The organism is Wenjunlia tyrosinilytica, assembly GCF_014646055.1.
In the GTDB taxonomy this organism is placed as follows: Bacteria; Actinomycetota; Actinomycetes; order Streptomycetales; family Streptomycetaceae; genus Wenjunlia; species Wenjunlia tyrosinilytica.
Genome location: NZ_BMMS01000001.1, coordinates 379,237 through 400,555, shown reverse-complemented (window position 1 = coordinate 400,555; position 21,319 = coordinate 379,237). Strand labels below are relative to the sequence as shown.

Sequence of the window (21,319 nt, the reverse complement as noted above, 5' to 3'; positions counted from 1 at the left end):
CAGTCGTTGTCACATCCGCTGTCACATCCGCCGCTGGAGGCGCGCCCGTGGAAATTCTCCTCGTCATCGTCGCGCTGTTCTTCGTCGCCACGGCCGGACTCGGAGCCCTCGCCGTGGTCAAGACCAAGCGGGCCGTGCAGCGCGGCCTGGAGCGGCATGTCCCGCAGGCCCGCCGCATGGTCGAGGACACCACGCTCAGAGCCACGCTCACCGCGAAGAAGCTGACCCAGCCCGGTGTGGCGGGCGAGCTCGCCGCGCTGCGCCTGTCGCTGCACACCAGCGTGGACAGCACCCGCCGCATGCTCGAGGCGTCCTCGGCCGAGGACGCCTCCCTCACCGAGGCGCTCGCCCTGTGCACCCGCCTCGCGGAGCACGCCCGCGCGATAGACGGCGAGCTGAAGCTCCTCGAGCGCGAGCCGGACAGACCCAGGGCCCAGGCCCGCCTGCCCGAGCTGCGTGAGCGCGCCGAGCGCATCACGCACTCCGCCGACGCGCTGCGCTGGGCGGCTCAGGACCGGGCGCGCCGCTTCGCCGACGACGACCTGGCCGAGCTGAGCCGCCAGTGCGAGACGGAGGCGGGGGCGCTGCGTCACTGGACGGCCCCGACCGTCGGCGCCTCGCGCGAGCCCAAGGCGTTCCCCCCGGCGGGCTAGAGCCTGACCGGACGCGTCCTCCAGCGCCGCCCGGGCCTGTCCCACGTGGGCGAACTGCCGGTAACCTCGCGGTCATGTCCAGCCATGTCGCTATCGTCACCGATTCCACGGCGTACCTGCCTCAGGAGGCCCTGGACCGGCACGGGGTCACGGTGGTTCCCCTGACCGTGGTGCTCGGCGACGAGGCGCTGGAGGAGGGCAACGAGGTCTCGGCGCGCTCCGTCGCCTACGCCCTGCAGCGCCGTCGGCCGGTGAGTACCTCCCGGCCCAATCCGGGGGAGTTCGCGTCCGTCTACCGGGCGGCCGCCGAGGCCGGTGCCGGCGAGGTCGTCTCGCTCCATCTGTCGGCCGAGCTCTCCGGCACCTACGACTCCGCCTGCCTGGCCGCGGAGGACGCGCCGGTCCCGGTGCGTGTGGTGGACACACGGATGGTGGCCATGGCGCTCGGATACGCCGTCCTGGCGGCGGCGGAGACCGCCGAGTCGGGCGGCAGCGCCGACGAGGTCGTGGCCGCCGCCGAGAAGCGGGCGGGGGAGACATCCGCCTTCTTCTACGTCGACACGCTCGACTACCTGCGCAAGGGCGGGCGGATCGGTGCCGCGCAGGCGCTTTTGGGCTCGGCGCTGGCGGTCAAGCCCCTGCTGCACCTCGCGGACGGACGGATCCAGCCCCTGGAGAAGGTGCGCACGGCGGCGAGGGCCATCGCCCGCCTCGAGGAGATCTCGGCGGAACGGGCGGGGACGGGCTCCGTCGATGTGGCGGTCCATCATCTCGCCGCGGCGGAAAGGGCCGAGACGCTGGCCGGGCACCTGCGGGGGCGAATTCCCGGGATCGTGGACCTTCAGGTGAGTGAGGTGGGCGCGGTGATCGGGGCCCATGCGGGGCCCGGACTTCTGGGTGTGGTCGTCTCTCCCAGGTGATCCGGCCACTCTTGCGGGTGGCGGAGTTTTCCACAACGGCCGCTCTGTCCACAGGATTCGGTCCGGAGAAAAGGGCGGAAGGGGAATTCGCCTAGCGTCCGGGGCATGAGTATGTCGACTCCGACCCGGCCCGGGCACAGGGAATCCACGGACATCGTCCGGCAGCGCGCCGGCGCACTCTTCGACGACGGCATCGAGGAGGCGGCGCGGGACGCCAGGAAGCCCGAACCGCCTCCGCCCGGGCGGCCACGGGCCCCACTCCCACTCCCAGCCCCAGCGCCAGTCCCGGCCCCGGCCCCGGGCCTGGGCCTGGGCCGCCGGGCCCGATGGCGCCTGGCCCTCCTGGAACGGCTGCCGTCGGCGGCGCGGCTGCGCTTCGGTCTGGACATGAAGGCCGTGGGTGTTCTGGCCGTGGTCGCGATCGTGGCGGTGGTGTTCGCCGTGCAGCATCTCTGGAGCGGGCGCCCGCGGAGTGTCTCCGTTCCGGCGGCGGTGTCCGGGCCTTCAGCGGGAGTTCCGCGACCGGCTCCGGCTCCGGGGGCGACCCCGGTGAACAAGCCCGTCGTGGTCGATGTGGCGGGCAAGGTCCACGATCCGGGAGTCCTGAAGCTGGCTTCCGGATCCCGAGTGGGCGACGCCCTGCGTGCGGCCGGGGGAGCACTGCCGGGAGCCGACACCAGCAGCCTCAACCTGGCCCGCGTCCTGGTGGACGGCGAACAGGTGGTGGTGGGCGCCCCGGCAGCCGCACCGCCGAGCCCCGGCCCGGCCTCCACCGCCGGACCGGTGAGCCTGAGCTCCGCGACGGCGGACCAACTGGAAACCCTGCCGGGAGTGGGCCCCGTCCTCGCCCAGCACATCATCGACTACCGCACCCAGCACGGCGGCTTCACCTCGGTGGACCAACTCCGCGAAGTAACCGGCATCGGCAACCGCCGCTTCAGCGACCTCCGATCCCTCGTGCAGCCATGACCCACGACAGGGAGGTGAGTGGTGCCGGTTCTGCGGGCAGCGACCCCACTGGCCCCGACGCAGCCTACGCCGAGGCCGCCGATTCCGGGGGTGGCGGTGGTGCCGTGGCCTCCAGCACCTCTACCCCCGGCACCCCTGCCCGCGGGCTCGCGGCTCCCGACCCCGAGAGTCGTCCGACCGACCTTCGACTGGCTCTCCCGGCGGCCGCCGCGTGGCTCGCTGCCTCTCTCGCGCTCCGGGCTCCGGCGGCCGTCGTGCTGCCGATCACCGTCGGCGCCCTGGTGCTCGCCGTCCTTCTCCTCGTGGGGCGCCAGCGCGGGGCACGCCGGGCCGCGGGGGCTGGGGTGTTGCTCTGCGCGGCGGCCTCCGCCCTTGTCGCCACCTGCCATGCCGCCGACCTCTACCGGGGACCCATTCCGGCGCTTGCCCGGGAGCATGGGCGGGCGACCGTGGAGTTCACCGTCAGCGGTGATCCCCGCACCCACCGCCCTCATGTGCGGGGGGCGACTCAGGGGCCCGCCCTGGTCATGCTGGAGGCCACCGCCGACCGCGTCACCACTGTCACCGAGTCCACCAGGGTTCGCACCCCCGTCCTCGTTCTCGCCCAAGGTCCCGGCGCCGCCCAGTGGATGGACCTGCTGCCTTCGACGCGAGTGACCGCCGACGCCGAGTTCACCCCATCCGCCCTGCCCGGGGACCGCATCGCCGCCGTCCTGCGGGTCCGCCGGGTGCCACGCGTCACCGGGGCACCCACCGCCGTCCAGCGGGCTGCCGGGCGGCTCCGTGCCGGGCTTCGCACGGCCACCGACGGGCTGCCTCCCGATGCCCGGGCCCTCCTGCCGGGCCTGGTCATCGGAGACACCTCCCGTATCCCGCCCGAGCTCACCGAGGACTTCCGTTCGACCGATCTCAGCCATCTCCTCGCGGTGAGCGGAGCGAACCTGACGATCCTGCTCTCCGTACTCATCGGTCCGCCCGGCCTCGCCATCCGCGCCGAACGCGGCGGTCTCGCCCCGAGCTTCGGACTGCCGCTGCGCCTGACCGCGCTCCTCGGGGGCTTGCTCACGGTCGGCTTTGTCATCCTCTGCCGCCCCGAGCCGAGCGTCCTGCGCGCCGCCGCCTGCGGCCTCATCACCCTGGTGGCCATTGGCACCGGGCGCCGTCGCTCCCTCGTCCCCGGCCTCGCCGGAGCCGTTCTCCTCCTCGTGCTGTTCTTCCCCTGGCTGTCCCGCTCCTACGGCTTCCTGCTGTCCGTACTGGCAACCGGCGCTCTGCTGGTCATCGCCCCACGCTGGAGCGAGAGCCTGCGGCACCGCGGAATGCCCGGCCGCCTCGCAGAAGTCGTCGCCGCCACAGCGGCGGCCCAGGCCGTGTGCGCTCCCGTCGTCGCGGTCATGGCCGCCCGCGTCAGCCTTGTCGCCGTCCCCTGCAATCTGCTCGCCGAACTGGCCGTCGCCCCAGCCACCGTGCTCGGCTTCACGGCCCTCGCAGCCGCCCCCGTGGCGATGCCCATCGCCAAAGCGCTGTGCCGACTGGCAGGTTGGCCCGCGGGTTGGATCGCCTCCATCGCCCGCACGGGCGCAGCTCTTCCCGGCGCCCAGCTCAACTGGCCCGGAGGCCCGCTCGGCGGCCTGCTCCTCGCCGGGATGTGCGCCCTCGCCGTGATCGTCGCCCGGCCGCTCCTGCGCAGACCGGCGCTGTGCGCGATCCTGGTCCTCCTCCTGATGATGGCGGTCCTGCGCCCCGCACCGCTGACCCGCTTCGTCACCGGCTGGCCGCCCCGGCACTGGCGTATGGCGATGTGCGACGTCGGCCAGGGAGATGCCCTGGTCCTGGCGGCGGGAGCCGGTGCCGCCGTGGTCGTCGACACCGGCCCCGCACCCGAGGCGATCGACACATGCCTGCGCGAACTCGCCGTCACCCGCATCCCCCTGCTGGTGCTCACCCACTTCCACGCCGACCATGTCGCGGGTCTGCCGGGCGCGCTCCGGGGCCGGACCGTCGGCGCCATCGAGACCACCGGCCTGGCCGACCCGCCGGACCAGCGCGCCATGGTGGCGCGGGCGGCGGCAACCGCCCGCGTCCCGGTCATGCGCGGCACCGCCGGGGAGGCCCGAGGGGTCGGCCCGCTGACCTGGCGGATCCTGTGGCCGCCCGCGTCAGGACCGGGCGAGGAGGGCCCCAACAACGCCAGCGTCGTCATGCTCGTCACGGTCACGGTCGCGGACCTGACCGTCCTCCTCCTCGGCGACCTCGAACCCCTCGCCCAGGAACGCCTGCTGGCCACTGTCCCCGACCTGCCACGTGTCGATGTGGTCAAGGTCGCCCATCATGGGTCCGCCTACCAGGATCCCGCGCTTCTGCGGCGCCTGCGCCCACGGCTCGCCCTGATCTCCTGCGGCCGCGACAACCCCTATGGCCACCCCTCGCCCCGCACGGTCACCGCTCTGCGCTCCACCGGTGCCATGGTCCTGCGCACCGACACCGACGGCTCCGTCGCCGTTCTCGGCGACCGGGAGGACCTGCGGGTGGCGCAAAAGCATCAGGACAGGGAATCGTCCGCCTTTCCAATCTCCGCTTATGATTCTTCGCGTGTTCGACTCCCGGCACATCAAGACTTTCCACGAAGTGGTCAGGACCGGGTCGTACTCCGCGGCCGCCCGATCGCTCGGCTACACCCAGCCCGCGATCAGCCAGCAGATGAAGGCACTCGAACGGGACGTCGGCACGCCCTTGTTCACTCGCGTCGGACGGGGAATCCGGCTCACCGAGGCCGGAGAGGCGCTGACGCGCCACGCGGGCACCATCCTGGACAGCCTGCTCGCCGCACAGCAGCAGATCAGCGCCATCGCGAGGCTCCGCACGGGACGGGTGCGGCTGTGCGCGTTCCCCAGCGCCGGCGCCACCGTCATCCCGGAGGCGATGGCCAGGCTCGCGGCGGAGTACCCGGGTATCCGGGTGGAGCTCCAGGAGGGCGAACCTCCGGACTCCCTGCGGCGACTGGCGCGAGGCGAGTGCGACATCACCCTCGGGTTCACCTATCCCGGCCTGCATGTGGAGGTGCCGGAGGACCTGGTGGAGATCCCGTTGCTGGAGGACCAGCTGACGGTGTTACTGCCGGCCGGGCACCCGCTGGCACGCAGGCGCGCGGTCCATCTCGCGGACCTGGCGGCGGAACGCTGGATTGCGGGATGCCCCCGCTGCCGGGCCAACTTCCTGCACGCGTGCGCGGAGGAGGGGTTCACCCCCGACATCGCCTTCACCACCGACGACAACCTCGTGGTGCAGAGCCTTGTCGCCGCCGGCGTGGGCATCGCGATGATGCCCGCACTCGTGCTCTCCTTCCTGTGCCACAAGAAGGTGACCGGCCGGGCCGTGGAACCGCACACCCGCCGCAAGGTGTCCGCCTATGTCCTACGCGACCATCTGCGCATCCCCGCCACCGCCCTGGTACTGGACGAGATCAAGACGGTGGCGGCGGCCCGGGTCGGCTGCTGAGGAGGGTTCGCGTTCAGCAAACCCATAAGCACCCGTTGGAGACCGGGCAAGAAACCCTCCTTGGACGTAATGGATCGGCGGCGGGACGCTGCCGATATGACCCTTTCGACCGCGTCACGAACCGCAGCCCGCCGCACCACCGCACGCCTCGACGCACTGGTCGGGGAGGTCCGCGAGGCCGTGGGACGCGGTCTGCCACCGGAGTTGACCGCCTATCTGGTGGCGGAGCGCCTGGCGCCGTTCCTCGGCGAGTCGGACCTGCTCACCGGCGAGCAGCGCCAGGGCGACCCCGACCGCTACCGCCAGCATGTGCTGCACGCCGAGAGCGACGGCAGCTTCTCGGTGGTCGCCCTCGTGTGGCTGCCCGGGCAGGTCACGCCGATCCACGACCATGTCTCCTGGTGCGTCACGGGCGTCCTGGAGGGCGAGGAGAGCGAACGCCGCTACCGGCTGGTCTCGGACGGCACCACCGCCCGTCTGGTCGCCACCGAGCACGTGGTCAACGCGCAGGGCACGGTCTGCGGGTTCGCCCCGCCGGGCGACATCCACCGCGTGCGCAACAACTGCACGTCCACGGCGATTTCCCTCCACGTCTACGGCGCCGACATAGCCCGCCTGGGCACCAGCATCCGCCGCGTCTACAAACTGCCCGCCGACCGGTGATGGCGCTGATCGGTTCGCGTGAGCGCACCCTGTGGGCGCCGCCCCGCGAACGGGCAACCGGGACCGGCCCCACCGCGGGACTGGCGCTGGCGGCCCTGGGAGTCGGGACGGCATGGGCGGTGCACCGGTTGGTGCCCGCGGTGCCGATGCTGACCGCCGCCGTGGTGCTCGGTATCGCCGCCGCCCACACGCCCCGGCTGCGCACACGGGTGCGCGGCGGGTGCCGCCCGGGGCTGTCCCTGGCCGGCAAGCGGCTGATGCGGCTCGGGATCGTCCTGCTCGGCCTGAAGCTGAGCGCGGGGGACGTGCTGGGGCTCGGCTGGGCGACGGTGGCGATGGTGCTGGCGGTGGTGGCGGCCACGTTCTGCGGCACCTGGTGGCTCGGGCGGCGCATCGGGCTCCCAGGGGACCAGCCGCTCCTGATCGCCACCGGCTACTCGATCTGCGGTGCCTCCGCGATCGGCGCGGTGAGTGCCGTGACCGACAGCGAGGAGGAGGACGTCGTCACCTCGGTGGCGCTGGTGACGCTCTGCGGCACGCTCGCCATCGCGGTACTGCCGTTGCTGCACCACCCGCTGGGGCTCAGTGACGCGCAGTTCGGCCGCTGGGTGGGAGCGGGGGTGCACGATGTGGGACAGGTGGTGGCGACCGCGCAGACGGCCGGCCCGGACGCGCTCGGGGAGGCCGTGCTGGTCAAGCTGATGCGGGTGGCCCTGCTGGCCCCGTTGGTGGCCGGGATCGCGGTGACGGCCCGCCGCCGCACCGGAACCCCCTCGCCGGGAGCCAGGCGCCCTCCGCTGGTGCCGCTGTTCGTGGTGGGCTTCCTGGTGATGGTGGCCGCACGCACCACCGGCCTGCTGCCGCAGACCCTCCTGGACTCCGCCCGAACAGCTCAGGAACTCCTCCTGGCGGCGGCCCTCTTCGGTCTCGGCACCGCGGTCCATCTGCCCTCCCTCACCCGCACCGGCCTGCGCGTCGCCGCCCTGGGGCTGACCTCCTGGCTGGTGATCGCCGCCGCCTCCTACGCGGGTGTGCTCCTGACCACCTAGGCCCCGCGTTCCCTCCAGGCACACACGCCACCGGCTTCGGAGCTCCGCGCCCCTCACTCCTCCTCGAGCCAGCCCTCGTGCTCCGCGGCCAAGGTGTCCAGCGCGCTCACGGCCTCCCCGTCGAGTGCCGCCTCCACGACGACGAGCCACTGCGCGTCCTCGGCGTCGTCCTCACCGGCGAGGGCGTCGCGGACGAGGAGCGGCTCGCCGTTCACGGGGAAGCGGGTGATGAGCGTTTCGGCCACGAGTTCGGCCGTGTCGCGGTCGGGGAGTACCAGTACATGCCTGTTCACGGCGCCCATTCTGCCCGGCGGCAGGCGATGTCCGAGGGGCGTGGGATGCTGTGCGGTGATGGCCAGGAAGACGACGAACGACGACCCGCTCGCCCCCGTGACGCTCGCCGTGGGGCAGGAGGAGCTACTGCTCGACCGGGCCGTGGCCCAGGTCGTGGCGGCGGCCCGGGCGGCCGACGCCGACGCCGATGTGCGCGATCTCACGGCGGACGCGGTGCGGGCCGGCACGCTCGCGGAGTTGGCGAGTCCTTCGCTGTTCGCCGAGCGCAAGGTGATCGTGGTGCGCGCCGCGCAGGATCTGGCCGCCGACGCGGTCAAGGATGTGAAGGCGTATCTCGGCGATCCGGTGGAGGAGGTCGTCCTCGTCCTCGTCCACGCGGGAGGCGCCAAGGGCAAGGGTCTGCTGGACGTGGCCCGCAAGGCGGGCGCGCGCGAGGTGGCCTGCCCGAAGATGACCAAGCCGGCGGATCGGCTGCAGTTCGTCCGGGGGGAGTTCCGGGCCGCGGGGCGTTCGGCCACCGAGGACGCGTGCCGGGCGCTGGTGGACGCCGTGGGCAGCGATCTGCGTGAACTGGCCAGTGCGTGCTCCCAACTGTCCGCCGACGTCGAGGGCACGATCGACGAGGCCGTGGTCGCCCGCTACTACACCGGGCGCGCCGAGGCCTCCAGCTTCAATGTGGCGGATCGCGCCGTCGAAGGACGGGCCGCCGAAGCGCTCGAGCAGCTGCGCTGGGCGCTCGCGGTCGGGGTGGCGCCCGTTCTCATCACCAGTGCCCTGGCCCAGGGGGTGCGCGCCATCGGCAAGCTGGCCACGGCCCCTCGGGGGATGCGCCCCGGCGACCTGGCCAGGGAGCTCGGTATGCCGCCGTGGAAGATAGACCGGGTGCGCCAGCAGATGCGCGGCTGGTCCGGCGACGCCGTCGCCACGGCTCTCATCGCCGTGGCCGAGGCGGACGCCGCCGTCAAGGGCGGGGGCGACGACCCCGCCTACGCGCTGGAGCGCGCGGTGGTCACGGTCTCCCGGGCGGCCCGCTCGGGCCGCCCCTACTGACCCGCGACCACCGCACCGGGCCACCACCAGGCCACCCCGCACCGGCATCGGCCCGCACCGGGTCGGATCGCACTGGGCTGATCCCACGGGGCCGGGTCGCACTGGGCCGGATTGCTTGGGGCTGGATCGCACCCGGTCAGTCGCTCAGCTTCGCCAGTGTGGCCTTGGTGTCCGTCTTCAGCTTCGCGGCGATGTCGGAGACCGCCGGAATGGTGGACGTGGTCAACGAGGACGGATACGCGCTCCAGCTCATGTTGTAGGTCACGGAGCCGTCGCGTACCGCCAGCGTCGCCGAGCGGGTGCCCGTGCTGGACGCGGGCTCCAGGGTCACCAGATAGGCCTGGTCCCCGTACCCGTCGATCTTCTCGACCTTGTAGTCGCTGCCCGTGCGCTCCTTGTAGCTCTCCCACAGCGCCGTGAAGTCAGCCGTCGGGTCGGACTTCTTGTGGTACTCGACGGCCAGCGACAAATAGGCGTCCGCGTACGTGGACGAGCCGCTCTTCTTCAGCGTGAGGCTGCAGGACATGCTGTCCGTCGCCTCATGCTTGAGCGACTCGTGCGTGGGGTTGCTGTCCGCCTCCGGGTACTCCTGCTTCATGGAGGAGATATCGGCGGTGTCGCACAGGTTGTCCTGGAACTTGTAGGAGCCCAGGTCCCCGGCGGTGGTGTCACCGCCGACCAGGTTGGCCGCCAGTAGTCCGGCGCCCCAGACCGCGGACGCCGCCACGGCGCCGACCGCGGCCCACAGCAGCGCCCGCTTGGCGCCGCCCCCTCCGTAGCCGGGGGTGCCGGGCGGTTGCGGGGGCATCCCCGCCGAGCCGTAGGCCCCCGGCTGGGCATACGGATTGGGCGTCTGCGCGTACGGGTTGTGCTGCCCCGGTACCGCGGGCTGGGTGGGCGATCCGTACCCGCCCGGGCTCTGGGGGCTCGGGTACGGATAGGCGCTCGGCTGATCAGGCGGCGTCGACATGGCGCGACCATATCGGGACAGTGAGGGCCTCGTCCGCCGGCTCGGCACCGGTTACGGGTTTTCACGCACGCCGAAGGCCCCGTCCCGCTCCTGGAGAACTCCTGGAGAAAGGGTGGGACGGGGCCTTGGCCTGGTTCTCATCGACACCGCACCCGCGTGGCGAACGCAGGCCGCGTGCGGTGTCCGGGTGCCGGACCGGGGCGGGTGAGAGGGACCGCCGGTTCCGGGTCGGCGAGGTGCTTGCGCAGCACCGTTGAGCTGGGTGAGCCAGGGGCTTCAGCTGCCCAGGGAAGCGACCTTGTGCGCCAGCGCCGACTTCTTGTTGGCGGCGGCGTTCTTGTGGATCACGCCCTTGGAGGCGGCCTTGTCGAGCTTCTTGGAAGCCTCGCGGGCCAGCTCGGCGGCCTTCGCCGCGTCGCCCGCCTCGACGGCCTCACGGGTCTTGCGGATCGCGGTCTTGAGGGACGACTTGACCGCCTTGTTGCGCTGGCGGGCCTTCTCGTTCGTCTTGATCCGCTTGATCTGGGACTTGATGTTCGCCACGAATGAGCCTCAAATGATTCGTCGGATTACGTGATGCGCTTCGCGTGAGAGGGCACGAGGCACAGTGGACCAGGCTACCAGCAGGTCCGAACCACTCCCAAAACGGGCCGTGCTGGGGCCCACGAGCGCCACCGAAGGCCACCGAGCCCCCGCCGGACACGTCCCTGACAGCCTCCCGGTCCCGCTGCGAGCGGCGCCACCCGATGTGATTCGTCTCCTATCGAGGCGCACCCCAGCCGATGGCCACCGCCCCCGTGCCAGGGTTGGCTCATGACCAAAGGCATGACCAAAGGCCGCCGCTCCGCACTCGTGCTCTCCGGACTGCTCGCAACGATCGGAACGGCGCACTTCCTGAAGCCCGGGCCGTTCGACGACATCGTGCCGAAGGCGCTGCCGGGAGACCCCAATCTGTACACGCGCGCCAGCGGCGTCGTCGAACTGGCCTGCGCCGCAGCGCTCGCCGTGCCGCGTACCCGGCGCCTCGGGGGGCTGGCCACGGCTGCCCTGTTCACGGCGGTCTTCCCGGCCAATGTGCAGATGGCCTACGACTGGCGCAACGCCTCCCCGGCAAAGCGCGCCCTCGCCTACGCCCGGCTGCCGCTCCAGGCTCCGCTCGTCGCCTGGGCCCTCTCGGTCCGCCGCGCGGCCACGAAGCCGTAAGCCCCGTAGCCGCAGCCGACGAGGCTTCGGCGGCGCGTCCACCGCGCTTCGGCGGCGCGATCACCGGGCCTCAGCGCCACATCACGCCGCCGCAGCCGCGGGGCCCCGCCGCCCGTCCGCGTATGGGCGGCGCGTCGGCGTGGGACTATGGGAGGCGACGGATCGATCAGACAGCACCGTCCGCCGCACCCGCAGTCCCGGCCCCGCAGGGCTCAAGGAGTCGGAAGCACGGCGGCGGACCGAACAGAATCTGGACCCCGCGTGCCCGCGACCCCCACCAATGTGCCGGAGCCGAGCCGTACCGACCCGGCTCTGATCCGCAACTTCTGCATCATCGCGCACATCGACCACGGCAAGTCGACCCTTGCCGACCGGATGCTCCAGCTGACCGGCGTGGTCGACCAGCGCCAGATGCGTGCGCAGTACCTGGACCGCATGGACATCGAGCGTGAGCGCGGCATCACGATCAAGTCCCAGGCGGTGCGTCTGCCGTGGGCACCGAGGACGGGCGAGGACACGGGGAGCACCCACATCCTCAATATGATCGACACGCCCGGCCACGTGGACTTCACCTACGAGGTCTCCCGCTCCCTGGCCGCGTGCGAGGGCACGGTCCTGCTGGTGGACGCCGCCCAGGGCATCGAGGCGCAGACCCTCGCCAATCTCTACCTGGCGCTGGAGAACGACCTCACGATCATCCCGGTGCTGAACAAGATCGACCTGCCCGCCGCGCAGCCGGAGAAGTACGCCGCCGAGCTGGCCCACATCATCGGCTGCGACCCCTCCGACGTGCTGAAGGTGAGCGCCAAGACCGGCGAGGGCGTCGCTGAGCTGCTCGACGTGGTCGTGGACAAGGTCCCCGCCCCGGTCGGCGTCAAGGACGCTCCCGCCCGCGCGATGATCTTCGACTCGGTGTACGACGCCTACCGCGGCGTGGTCACTTACGTGCGTGTGGTCGACGGTCGGCTGTCGAAGCGCGAGCGCATCCAGATGATGTCCACCGGCGCCGCCCACGAGCTTCTGGAGATCGGCGTCATCTCGCCGGAGCCCAAGGCCTCCGACGGCCTCGGCGTCGGGGAGGTGGGCTATCTGATCACCGGTGTGAAGGATGTCCGCCAGTCCAAGGTGGGTGACACGATCACCCAGCTCAACAAGGGCGCCACCGAGGCCCTCGGCGGCTACAAGGACCCCAAGCCCATGGTGTTCTCGGGGCTGTACCCGCTCGACGGCTCGGACTACCCGCTCCTGCGTGACGCCCTGGACAAGCTGCGCCTCAATGACGCGGCTCTGGTCTACGAGCCCGAGACCTCCGTCGCCCTCGGCTTCGGCTACCGATGCGGTTTCCTCGGCCTGCTGCACCTGGAGATCATCCGGGAGCGGCTCGAGCGCGAGTTCAACCTCGACCTGATCGCCACCGCGCCCAACGTGGTCTACCGGGTGCTGATGGAGGACGGCAGCGAGCACATCGTCACCAACCCCAGCGAGTTCCCGACGGGCAAGATCGCCGAGGTCCACGAGCCGGTCGTGCGGGCGACCGTCCTGGCTCCCAGCGAGTTCGTCGGGGCGATCATGGAGCTGTGCCAGGCCCGCCGCGGCAGCCTGCTGGGCATGGACTACCTCTCCGAGGACCGGGTCGAGCTGCGGTACACCCTGCCGCTCGCGGAGATCGTCTTCGACTTCTTCGACCAGCTGAAGTCCAAGACCCGCGGCTACGCCTCGCTCGACTACGAGCCCACCGGGGAACAGCAGTCCGATCTGGTGAAGGTCGACATCCTGCTCCACGGGGACAAGGTGGACGCGTTCTCGGCCATCGTCCACAAGGACAAGGCGTACAACTACGGCGTCCAGATGGCCTCCAAGCTGCGCGAGCTCATTCCCCGGCAGCAGTTCGAGGTGCCCATCCAGGCCGCCATCGGCGCCCGGGTCATCGCCCGGGAGACCGTGCGGGCGATTCGCAAGGACGTTCTCGCCAAGTGCTACGGCGGTGACATCTCCCGTAAGCGCAAGCTGCTGGAGAAGCAGAAGGAGGGCAAGAAGCGCATGAAGGTGGTGGGCCGTGTGGAGGTCCCCCAGGAGGCCTTCATCGCCGCTCTGTCCACCGACTCCGACGGCGCGGGCACGGACAAGGGCCGGAAGTAGCCGTTCAGCGGATGTATCGGTGATGTATCGGGCGGCCCGCGGCGCGGTAGTGCCGCGGGCCCGCCCGCGTCCGCCTCGGCGGCACCTCGGTGGGGCAGCCTAAAGGGTCCCGGGGCAGCCGCAGCGGCACCCGCGGGGCTGCCTCGGGGGTCCCACTGGTCTTCCCGTTCCATCAGGTCGGCGGGGGCTCTTACGCACCAGGCCTGTCGCCCGTACTCTGATCTGGCTCGTAGGTTACTCATGAGTTACCCGAACGTGAGCGGGACCGGAGGTTGGCGTGAGCGAGACCGTCCAGCAACATTCGACGACTGCCCTGATCGAGAACCGGCCCCCATCGGCGGCCGCGCTCTTCCTCGATCGGGTCAAGGCCACGCCGGACGGTGAGGCGTACCGCTACCCCGTGCCGGCCGAGGGCGGGGGCCCGGACCAGTGGCGTTCACTCACATGGGCGCAGGCGGCCGCGCGGGTCAGCGCCGTCGCCGCCGGGCTGATGGCCCTCGGGGTGCGGCCCGAGGAGCGCGTCGCCATCGCCTCCAACACCCGGCTGGAGTGGATCCTCGCCGACTTCGGAGTGCTCTGCGCGGGCGCGGCCACCACGACGATCTACCCCAGCACCAACGCCGACGAGAGCGCGTACATCCTCACCGACTCCGCGAGCCGGGTGCTCATCGCGGAGAACGCGGAACAACTCGCCAAGGTCCGCGCGCACCGCTCCGAGATGCCCGAGCTCGCCCACGTCGTCGTCATGGACACCGCCGGGATTGACACCGCCGGGATTGACGCCGCGGGGGCCGACAAGGAGGACGAGGGCTGGGTCCTGAGCCTGGAGGAGCTCGAGCGGCGCGGCGCGGAGCACCTGGAGAAGAACCCCGACTGCGTCGAGGAGACCGTCGCCGGCTTGCGCCCGAACCAGTTGGCGACGCTCATCTACACCTCCGGCACCACCGGCCGCCCCAAGGGCGTCCGCCTCGCGCACGACTCCTGGACGTACGAGGCCCGCGCCATCGAGGTCAGCGGCCTCATCAACTCCGAGGATGTCCAATACCTCTGGCTTCCCCTGGCCCATGTCTTCGGCAAGGTGCTCCTGGCCGCGCAGGTCGGGGTCGGCCATGTGACCGCCGTGGACGGCCGGATCGACAAGATCATCGAGAACCTACCGGTGGTGCAGCCGACGTTCATGTGCGCCGTGCCCCGGATCTTCGAGAAGGTCTACAACGGTGTCGCCTCCAAGGCCCGTGAGGGCGGCGGGGCCAAATACAAGATCTTCAAGTGGGCGGCCGAGGTGGCCCGCGAGTACGGCAGGGTCACCCAGGAGAACCGCCGCCGCACCGGCAAGCCCTCGGCGCCGTTCGGCCTCGCGGCCAAGCACGCGATCGCCGACAAGCTCGTCTACGCCAAGCTCCGCGCGGCCTTCGGCGGCAATCTGCGGGCGTGTGCCTGCGGCGCGTCGGCGCTGGCCCCCGAGATCGGCTACTTCTTCGCCGGCGCGGGCATCCACATCCTCGAGGGGTACGGCCTCACCGAGACCAGCGCGGCCAGCTTCATCGGGCCGGGCGAGTCGTACCGCACGGGCACCGTCGGCAAGCCGTTCCAGGGCACCGAGGTGCGTATCGCCGAGGACGGCGAGATCCTTCTGCGGGGCCCCGGCATCATGCAGGGCTACCACGGCCTTCCGGAGAAGACCGCCGAGGTCCTCGAGCCCGACGGCTGGCTCCACACCGGCGACATCGGCGAGCTGTCCGAGGACGGCTTCCTGAGGATCACCGACCGCAAGAAGGACCTCATCAAGACCTCGGGCGGCAAGTACGTGGCACCCGCGGAGGTCGAGGGGCAGTTCAAGGCGATCTGCCCGTTCGTCAGCAATGTGCTGGTCCACGGAGCCGGCCGCAACTACTGCACCGCGCTCGTCGCCCTCGACGAGCCCTCGATCACCGCCTGGGCGAAGGAGAACGGCGTCACGGCGAGCGGCTACGCGCAGATCGTCGCCTCCCCGCAGGTGCACGAGCTCATCGACGGCTATGTGCGGCGGCTCAACACCGACCTCCAGCGCTGGCAGACCATCAAGAAGTTCGCGCTCCTGCCGCGCGACCTGGATGTGGCGCACGGCGAGCTCACCCCCAGCCTGAAGCTGAAGCGGCCGGTGGTGGAGAAGGAGTACGCGGGCCTGATCGAGGAGATGTACGTCGGGTCGCGCGAGGACTGAGCACGCACTGAAGCGGACGGGTGAGGGGACCGGGGCGCACCGCGCCGGTCCCCTTTTCCTTGTATGAGGTAGTTCACACTGTGGCGATCGCGCACTTCCGTGACTTGTCGCTTATGAGTGGCGGCTTTCTGTCACCATGGGGTCTGCTCGAACGGCGCTACGACAACGGACTCCTCGGGAGCAGTACGTGGGTTCGCCTCCTCCGCCGCGGGAGTACCTCTCGCGCACCAGCCTTCCCGGAAACCAGCTCGCCTCCTCCGCCGCACGCAGATTCGTCCGCGCGGTACTGGCCGAGTGGGCCGCGCAGGGCGCCCCCGCCGTGAGCGCTGTCACCGAGCGGTTCGTGGACGACGCCGTTCTCCTGGCCAGCGAGCTGGTCACCGCCGCGGTGATGCGGACGGGCACCACGGTGGACCTGGTCTGCCGCTGGGAGTGGCACAACGGGCCGACCGGCCTGGTCGTGGACGTAGCCGGACACCATGCCTCGCCGGAGTCGGCGGAATCGCCGGACCACGCGGAGCCGTACGGGCACGACGACACCGGGCCGGGACTGCGGCTCGTCCGCGCGCTCGCCGACTCCTGGGGCGTCACTTACCGGCGGTGCAGCAAATCGGTGTGGTTCCGCCTCGACACCAGGGGAGCCGTGACGTCCTCGGGTGCGCACGGCGGCGGCGCGGGAGACGGCGAGGGAGGCGGCCAGGAGCTTCGCGTCGCGCGGATTCTCAGCCCGGTGCCGCCGCGCACCCGCAACTGCGGCTCCCAGTGGGTCAACCAGGGCTCCCTGTCGTTCCTGGCCGAGGCCAGTGACCTGCTCGCGGGCCAGCTCGACGAGGACATGATCGCCTCCCTCGCCGCGCAGATGCTGGTCCCGCGTCTGGCCGACTGGTGCGCCGTCTGGCTGACCGGCGACAGCGACGGGATGCGGCTCTCGCGTGTGTGGCACACCGACGAGGAGAGGAACGACACCCTGCGTCTCGTGCTGGAGAAGGACCCGCCGTCCCGGCCCGCCCTGGGCCCGGCGACCGGCCTGCTCAGGCCCGAGGGCTTCCCCTGGCCCTGGCCCTCGAACCCGGAGGGCTTCGACCCCGGCGGCTATGCGCTGGCCTGCCCGCTGGTCAACGGCGGCCGCTGCCACGGTCTGCTGGTCATCGGCAGGGCGGGGCTGCTGCGCCTGCCCGACGAGGCGGTGCGGCTGGTCGAGGATCTGTCCCGCAGGGTGGCCATGGCCGTGGGCACGGCCCGGCGGTACAGCAGGGAGGCGATGATCAGCCGTGTGCTCCAGCTGGGTCTCGCACCGGCGGCGGTGACGCGCATCCCCGGTGTGGAAACCGCCGTGGTGTACGAGCCGACGGGTGAGGGCTTCCACGTCGGCGGCGACTTCTACGACCTCTTCCCGGTGGGCGACGGCCGGTGGTGCTTCGCGCTCGGCGACGTCTGCGGCAATGGCCCCGAGGCCGCCGCGGTCACGGGCCTGGCCCGGCACGTGGTGCGGCTGCTGGCCCGCGAGGGCTACGGCGTCGCCGGGGTCCTGGACCGGCTGAACCGCTCGCTGGTCGAGGAGAGCGCGGAGAACGGGCTCGGCGGGGAAGGACCGCGCTTTCTGAGCCTGCTCTACGGCGAACTCGTCCCCTCCCGCGACAGCGGCGCCATGTGCACGCTGGCCAGCGCTGGCCACCCGCTTCCCCTGCTGCTGCGCGGCGACGGGGCGGTCGAGCCCGTGGCCGCGCCCCAGATGCTGCTCGGGATCACCGAGGAGGCGCAGTACGCCGCCGAGACCTTCGAGCTGGCGGCCGGGGACACCCTGCTGTGCGTGACCGACGGAGTCACCGAGCGCCGGCACGGCGACCGGCAGCTCGATGACGACGACGGCCTGCATGCCCTGCTGGGCGCCTGCGCGGGACTCGACGCCCAGGCGGTCGCCGAGCGGATCCGGCAGGAAGTGCACGCGTTCGACGCCGATCCGCTGAGCGACGACCTGGCGGTGATGGTGCTCCAGGCGGTGCCCACGAGCTGAAGCGGGCGGACGCGTGCCGGTCCGCGGCTGACGCGGGGCGCCCGCCGTTCCCCGGGGAAGGACTCCGCGGCCGACGGGCCCCGGTCCGCCGGGGAAGGGGCTCCGCGGCCGATGCCGGACAATGGAAGGCATGCCCTCAGCACTCCCCGACGGCCTGCCCGTCCCCGAAGACGGCGCCCTGCCCGGCCACGCCCTCGCCGGGGCGGGGGAGCGACCGCTCGGCTTCTACGTCCATGTGCCGTACTGCGCCACGCGCTGCGGCTACTGCGACTTCAACACCTACACGGCCGGCGAGCTGCGCTCCTCCGGTGGCGCGCTCGCCTCGCGGGAGAACTACGCCGACGCGCTGATCGAGGAGATCCGCCTCGCCCGCAAGGTACTCGCGGGCGACGACCGCCCCGTCTCGACGGTCTTCGTCGGCGGCGGCACTCCGACGTTGCTGCCCGCCGCCGATCTGGGGCGGATGCTGGCGGCGATCCGGGAGGAGTTCGGCCTGGCGCCCGGGGCCGAGGTCACCACGGAGGCCAACCCCGAGTCGGTCGACCCCGGCTACCTCGCCGAACTGCGCGGGGCGGGCTACAACCGCATCTCGTTCGGTATGCAGAGCGCTCGTGAGCATGTCCTCCAGATCCTGGACCGGCGGCACACACCAGGGCGCCCCGAGGCCTGCGTCACGGAGGCACGCTCGGCCGGGTTCGAGCACGTCAACCTCGATCTGATCTACGGCACCCCCGGCGAGTCCGACGACGACTGGCGGGCCTCGCTGGAGTCGGCGCTGGGAGCCGGTCCCGACCACATCTCGGCCTACGCGCTCATCGTGGAGGAGGGCACCCAGCTCGCCCGCCGGATCCGCCGCGGCGAGATCGCCCCGGTCGACGACGATGTGCACGCCGACCGCTACCTGATGGCGGACGAAGCCCTGAGCGCGGCCGGGCTGACCTGGTACGAGGTCTCCAACTGGGCGACGGACAGGGCCGCGCGCTGCCGCCACAACGAGCTGTACTGGACCGGCGCCGACTGGTGGGGCGCTGGCCCGGGCGCCCACAGCCACGTCGGCGGCGTGCGCTGGTGGAACGTCAAGCACCCCGCCGCCTACGCCCAGCGCCTCGACGCGGGCACCTCTCCGGGCGCGGGCCGCGAACTCCTCTCCGAGGAGGACCGCCGCGTGGAGCGCATCCTCCTGGAACTGCGCCTGTCCGAAGGCTGCCCCCTCTCCCTCCTGACCCCCACCGGCCGCGAAGCCGCCGCCCGCGCCGTCTGCGACGGCCTCCTGGCCCCCACCCCCTTCGACTCCGGCCAAGCCGTCCTCACCCTCCGAGGCCGCCTCCTGGCCGACGCGGTGGTGAGAGACCTCGTCGACTGATCACCCGCAGGGGTGAACCCGTGCGCATATCCCGTCCCCCCACCTACGCTGTCCCTACGCTGCCGCTATTGCACGCGGCGTGATGTGGAGGGCCACGGAGATGACCGCAGTGGATGACCGAACGATTGCCGAGCTCTTCGAGAACCTGGATGTTCCCGAGGGTTACAAGGCAGAGCTGCTGCGGGGGGACATCGTGATGACGGCCGGGCCCGACCGGGTCCACAACTGGATCGTCGAGTCGGTGGTGGATCAGATCCCACGCGCCCGCCGGCACCGAAGCCAAACGCAGGACATCCGGATTCCGGGTGAATTGAGCGAGCCGCAGCCCGATCTCGTGGTGTACGAGCGCGGAGTGGTCGAAGGGCCTGGCCGTCTCATCGCGGCCCCGGCGGTCGCGCTCGTTCTGGAGGTCGTCTCCAAGAGCAGTGTTGGCCGCGACTACAGGCTCAAGCGCTCCATGTACGCGGCCGGACGGGTACCCGCCTACTTGATCGTCGACCCCCTCGCCGCCAAGTGCGTTCTCCTCACCGAACCGACCGGCGCGGGTGAGGAGGCCGACTACGCGGTGGAGCGCATCAGCAAGTTCGGTGAGCCGGTACCCGTCGACGCGATCGACCTCGCCATCGGGACGGACGAGTTCCAGACACTGGCCTGAGCCGCCAAGGTCACTCCGGTGCTGTCACGAAGTCGATCAGTTCCTCCACCCTGCCCAGCAGCGCGGGTTCCAGGTCGCGGTAGGAGGAGACCGAGGCCAGGATGCGGCGCCAGGCGGCGGGGGTGTCCTCGGGCCAGCCCAGGGCGCGGCAGACGCCCTTTTTCCAGTCCTGGCCTCGGGGGACGTGGGGCCAGCTCCGGATGCCCACCGACGACGGCTTCACCGCCTCCCACACGTCGATGTAGGGGTGGCCGACCACCAACACGTGGTCGCCGGTGACCTGGGCGGCGATGCGCGACTCCTTCGAGCCGGGGACCAGGTGGTCCACCAGGACGCCGAGGCGGGCGTCGGGGCCGGGATCGAAGGCCTTCACGATCGACGGGAGGTCGTCGATGCCCTCCAGGTACTCCACGACCACGCCCTCGATGCGCAGGTCGTCGCCCCAGACACGTTCCACGAGTTCGGCGTCGTGCCTGCCCTCCACGTAGACGCGGCCCGCCCTCGCCACCCGGGCGCGGGCGCCCCTGACCGCGATCGAGCCCGAGGCGGTGCGCGCGGGACCGGACCGGTCGGCGGACCGCCCCTGCGGACGGACCAGGGTCACCGTCCGGCCCTCCAGGAGGAAGCCGCGCGGCTCCATCGGGAAGACCCGCAGCTTGCCGAAGCGGTCCTCGAGCGTCACCGTCAGGCCCTGCGCGGTCTTCTCGCAGCGCACCACCGCCCCGCAGAAGCCGGTGACGGCCTCCTCGACGACCAGGCCGGGCTCGGCGGCCACCTCGGGCGCCGGATTCTTCTTCTTCCACGGCGGCGTGAGGTCCGGTCCGTACTGTCTGCTGCGCATTGGACCGACGATAGGAACGGTCGGCCCGGAACGCCTACGACACGCCGAACCGGGCCGCCAGGGCGTTGCGTTGGTCACGGACAAACCCGGCATCGACCACCGCTCCGTGTCCGGGCACGTACAGCGCACCGTCCCCGCCCGCCGCCAGGAGCCGGTCCAGCGCAGCGGGCCAGCCCTCCGGCACCGCGTCCGGACCGGCCTGCGGCGGCCCGGATTCCTCCACAAGATCGCCACAGAAGACGATGGTCCGCTCTCCCGGGACGGGGACCACCACGGCGAGGTCGTGGTCGGTGTGGGCGCCCCCGGGGTGCAGGAGCCGCACCACCCGGCCGCCCAGGTCGAGCTCGTACTCCCCGTCCACCAGCCGCGACGGCGCCACCAGGGCGGCAGCCGCCTCCCGCGCCCTCGCGGGCTCCGCCCCGTACCGGACCGCGTCCCGAGCCAGCTCCTCCCCGTCCAGCCGGGCCGCAAGGCCCTGAGCCCCGAACACCTCCGCACCGGCGAAGGCGAGGGTCCCGAAACAGTGGTCCCAGTGCGCGTGCGTGATCACGACATCTGTGGCCGCGCGGCCCGTGGCCCCGGTCAGGGACGCGGCCAGCTCCGCCCCCTCCTCCAGCGAGCCCCCGGTGTCCACGACCAGCAGCCCGTTCTCCCCGGTCACGACCCCGACCGTGGCGTCCACTCCGGGAAGTCGCCGACGGGCGACACCGTGACCCAACCGGGTCCACCCGTACTCTTCCCATCTTCCGTCCATACGGAGACGCTAACCGGTGGGAAGTGCCGCGATACGGTGGCCCGCGCCGGTCCGGCATTCCGGAGCGTTGCTACCCGGCCG

18 protein-coding genes and 1 pseudogene are annotated in these 21,319 nt (G+C 71.7%); 14 read left to right on the top strand and 5 right to left on the bottom strand.

Annotation, left to right across the window (positions count from 1 at the left end):
- Positions 1-47 precede the first annotated feature (47 nt).
- The 7 genes and pseudogenes from IEY86_RS01780 to IEY86_RS01750 all read left to right on the top strand — a co-directional run bounded on the left by IEY86_RS01780 (position 48) and on the right by IEY86_RS01750 (position 7,752).
- On the top strand, positions 48-653 hold the full coding sequence (locus IEY86_RS01780; protein ID WP_189129629.1) for a hypothetical protein: 606 nt from the start codon (positions 48-50) through the stop codon (positions 651-653).
- A gap of 74 nt (positions 654-727) precedes the next feature.
- Complete coding sequence (locus IEY86_RS01775; protein ID WP_189129628.1) at positions 728-1,573, top strand: DegV family protein; 846 nt, start codon at positions 728-730, stop codon at positions 1,571-1,573.
- 105 nt (positions 1,574-1,678) lie between these two features.
- A complete protein-coding gene (locus IEY86_RS01770; RefSeq protein ID WP_229698075.1) occupies positions 1,679-2,542 on the top strand; it encodes a ComEA family DNA-binding protein in 864 nt (287 codons plus the stop codon).
- Positions 2,539-4,824, top strand: a pseudogene (locus tag IEY86_RS01765) (ComEC/Rec2 family competence protein); the annotation flags it as partial. The gene IEY86_RS01770 and the pseudogene IEY86_RS01765, both read left to right, overlap by 4 nt.
- A 310-nt stretch (positions 4,825-5,134) precedes the next feature.
- On the top strand, positions 5,135-6,040 hold the full coding sequence (locus IEY86_RS01760) for a LysR family transcriptional regulator (protein ID WP_189129627.1): 906 nt from the start codon (positions 5,135-5,137) through the stop codon (positions 6,038-6,040).
- A 96-nt stretch (positions 6,041-6,136) separates the two neighbouring features.
- Positions 6,137-6,703 (top strand): cysteine dioxygenase family protein, encoded by a 567-nt coding sequence (locus IEY86_RS01755; protein WP_189129626.1) that lies wholly within the window; start codon positions 6,137-6,139, stop codon positions 6,701-6,703.
- Complete coding sequence (locus IEY86_RS01750; protein WP_189129744.1) at positions 6,703-7,752, top strand: YeiH family protein; 1,050 nt, start codon at positions 6,703-6,705, stop codon at positions 7,750-7,752. Before IEY86_RS01755 ends, IEY86_RS01750 begins: the two co-directional genes overlap by 1 nt.
- A gap of 53 nt (positions 7,753-7,805) precedes the next feature.
- On the opposite strand, the gene IEY86_RS01745 is transcribed toward IEY86_RS01750, so the two are convergent.
- Positions 7,806-8,045 carry a hypothetical protein gene (locus IEY86_RS01745; RefSeq protein WP_373286937.1) on the bottom strand — a complete coding sequence of 80 codons (240 nt, stop codon included), beginning with the start codon at positions 8,043-8,045 and terminating at the stop codon, positions 7,806-7,808.
- 58 nt (positions 8,046-8,103) lie between these two features.
- Between IEY86_RS01745 and holA the strand changes: the two genes are divergently transcribed.
- Entirely contained in the window at positions 8,104-9,096 is a 993-nt protein-coding gene (gene holA / locus IEY86_RS01740) for a DNA polymerase III subunit delta (protein ID WP_189129624.1), read from the top strand.
- 136 nt (positions 9,097-9,232) lie between these two features.
- On the opposite strand, the gene IEY86_RS01735 is transcribed toward holA, so the two are convergent.
- Together IEY86_RS01735 and rpsT are read right to left on the bottom strand one after the other, a co-directional pair.
- Positions 9,233-10,066: a hypothetical protein gene (locus IEY86_RS01735; protein ID WP_229698074.1), complete on the bottom strand. Its 834-nt coding sequence runs from the start codon at positions 10,064-10,066 to the stop codon at positions 9,233-9,235.
- Positions 10,067-10,342: 276 nt separating this feature from the next.
- Positions 10,343-10,609, bottom strand: coding sequence for a 30S ribosomal protein S20 (gene rpsT, locus IEY86_RS01730; protein WP_189129623.1), 267 nt, complete (start codon positions 10,607-10,609; stop codon positions 10,343-10,345).
- Between the two features lie 282 nt (positions 10,610-10,891).
- On the opposite strand from rpsT, the gene IEY86_RS01725 reads away from it, so the two are divergent.
- The 6 genes from IEY86_RS01725 to IEY86_RS01700 all read left to right on the top strand — a co-directional run bounded on the left by IEY86_RS01725 (position 10,892) and on the right by IEY86_RS01700 (position 19,643).
- Positions 10,892-11,269, top strand: coding sequence for a DoxX family protein (locus IEY86_RS01725; protein ID WP_189129742.1), 378 nt, complete (start codon positions 10,892-10,894; stop codon positions 11,267-11,269).
- 261 nt (positions 11,270-11,530) lie between these two features.
- On the top strand, positions 11,531-13,408 hold the full coding sequence (gene lepA, locus IEY86_RS01720) for a translation elongation factor 4 (RefSeq protein WP_189129622.1): 1,878 nt from the start codon (positions 11,531-11,533) through the stop codon (positions 13,406-13,408).
- A 277-nt stretch (positions 13,409-13,685) separates the two neighbouring features.
- Complete coding sequence (locus tag IEY86_RS01715; RefSeq protein WP_229698073.1) at positions 13,686-15,611, top strand: AMP-dependent synthetase/ligase; 1,926 nt, start codon at positions 13,686-13,688, stop codon at positions 15,609-15,611.
- 136 nt (positions 15,612-15,747) lie between these two features.
- Positions 15,748-17,625 (top strand): SpoIIE family protein phosphatase, encoded by a 1,878-nt coding sequence (locus IEY86_RS01710; protein WP_189129621.1) that lies wholly within the window; start codon positions 15,748-15,750, stop codon positions 17,623-17,625.
- Between the two features lie 130 nt (positions 17,626-17,755).
- Entirely contained in the window at positions 17,756-18,988 is a 1,233-nt protein-coding gene (hemW, locus tag IEY86_RS01705) for a radical SAM family heme chaperone HemW (RefSeq protein ID WP_189129620.1), read from the top strand.
- A gap of 100 nt (positions 18,989-19,088) precedes the next feature.
- Positions 19,089-19,643, top strand: a complete 555-nt coding sequence (locus IEY86_RS01700; protein ID WP_189129619.1) for a Uma2 family endonuclease — start codon at positions 19,089-19,091, stop codon at positions 19,641-19,643.
- Positions 19,644-19,653: 10 nt separating this feature from the next.
- Here the strand turns inward: IEY86_RS01700 and IEY86_RS01695 are convergent, their stop codons facing one another.
- Together IEY86_RS01695 and IEY86_RS01690 are read right to left on the bottom strand one after the other, a co-directional pair.
- A complete protein-coding gene (locus IEY86_RS01695; protein ID WP_189129618.1) occupies positions 19,654-20,484 on the bottom strand; it encodes a DUF3097 domain-containing protein in 831 nt (276 codons plus the stop codon).
- Between the two features lie 34 nt (positions 20,485-20,518).
- Complete coding sequence (locus IEY86_RS01690) at positions 20,519-21,238, bottom strand: MBL fold metallo-hydrolase (RefSeq protein WP_189129617.1); 720 nt, start codon at positions 21,236-21,238, stop codon at positions 20,519-20,521.
- Positions 21,239-21,319 lie beyond the last annotated feature (81 nt).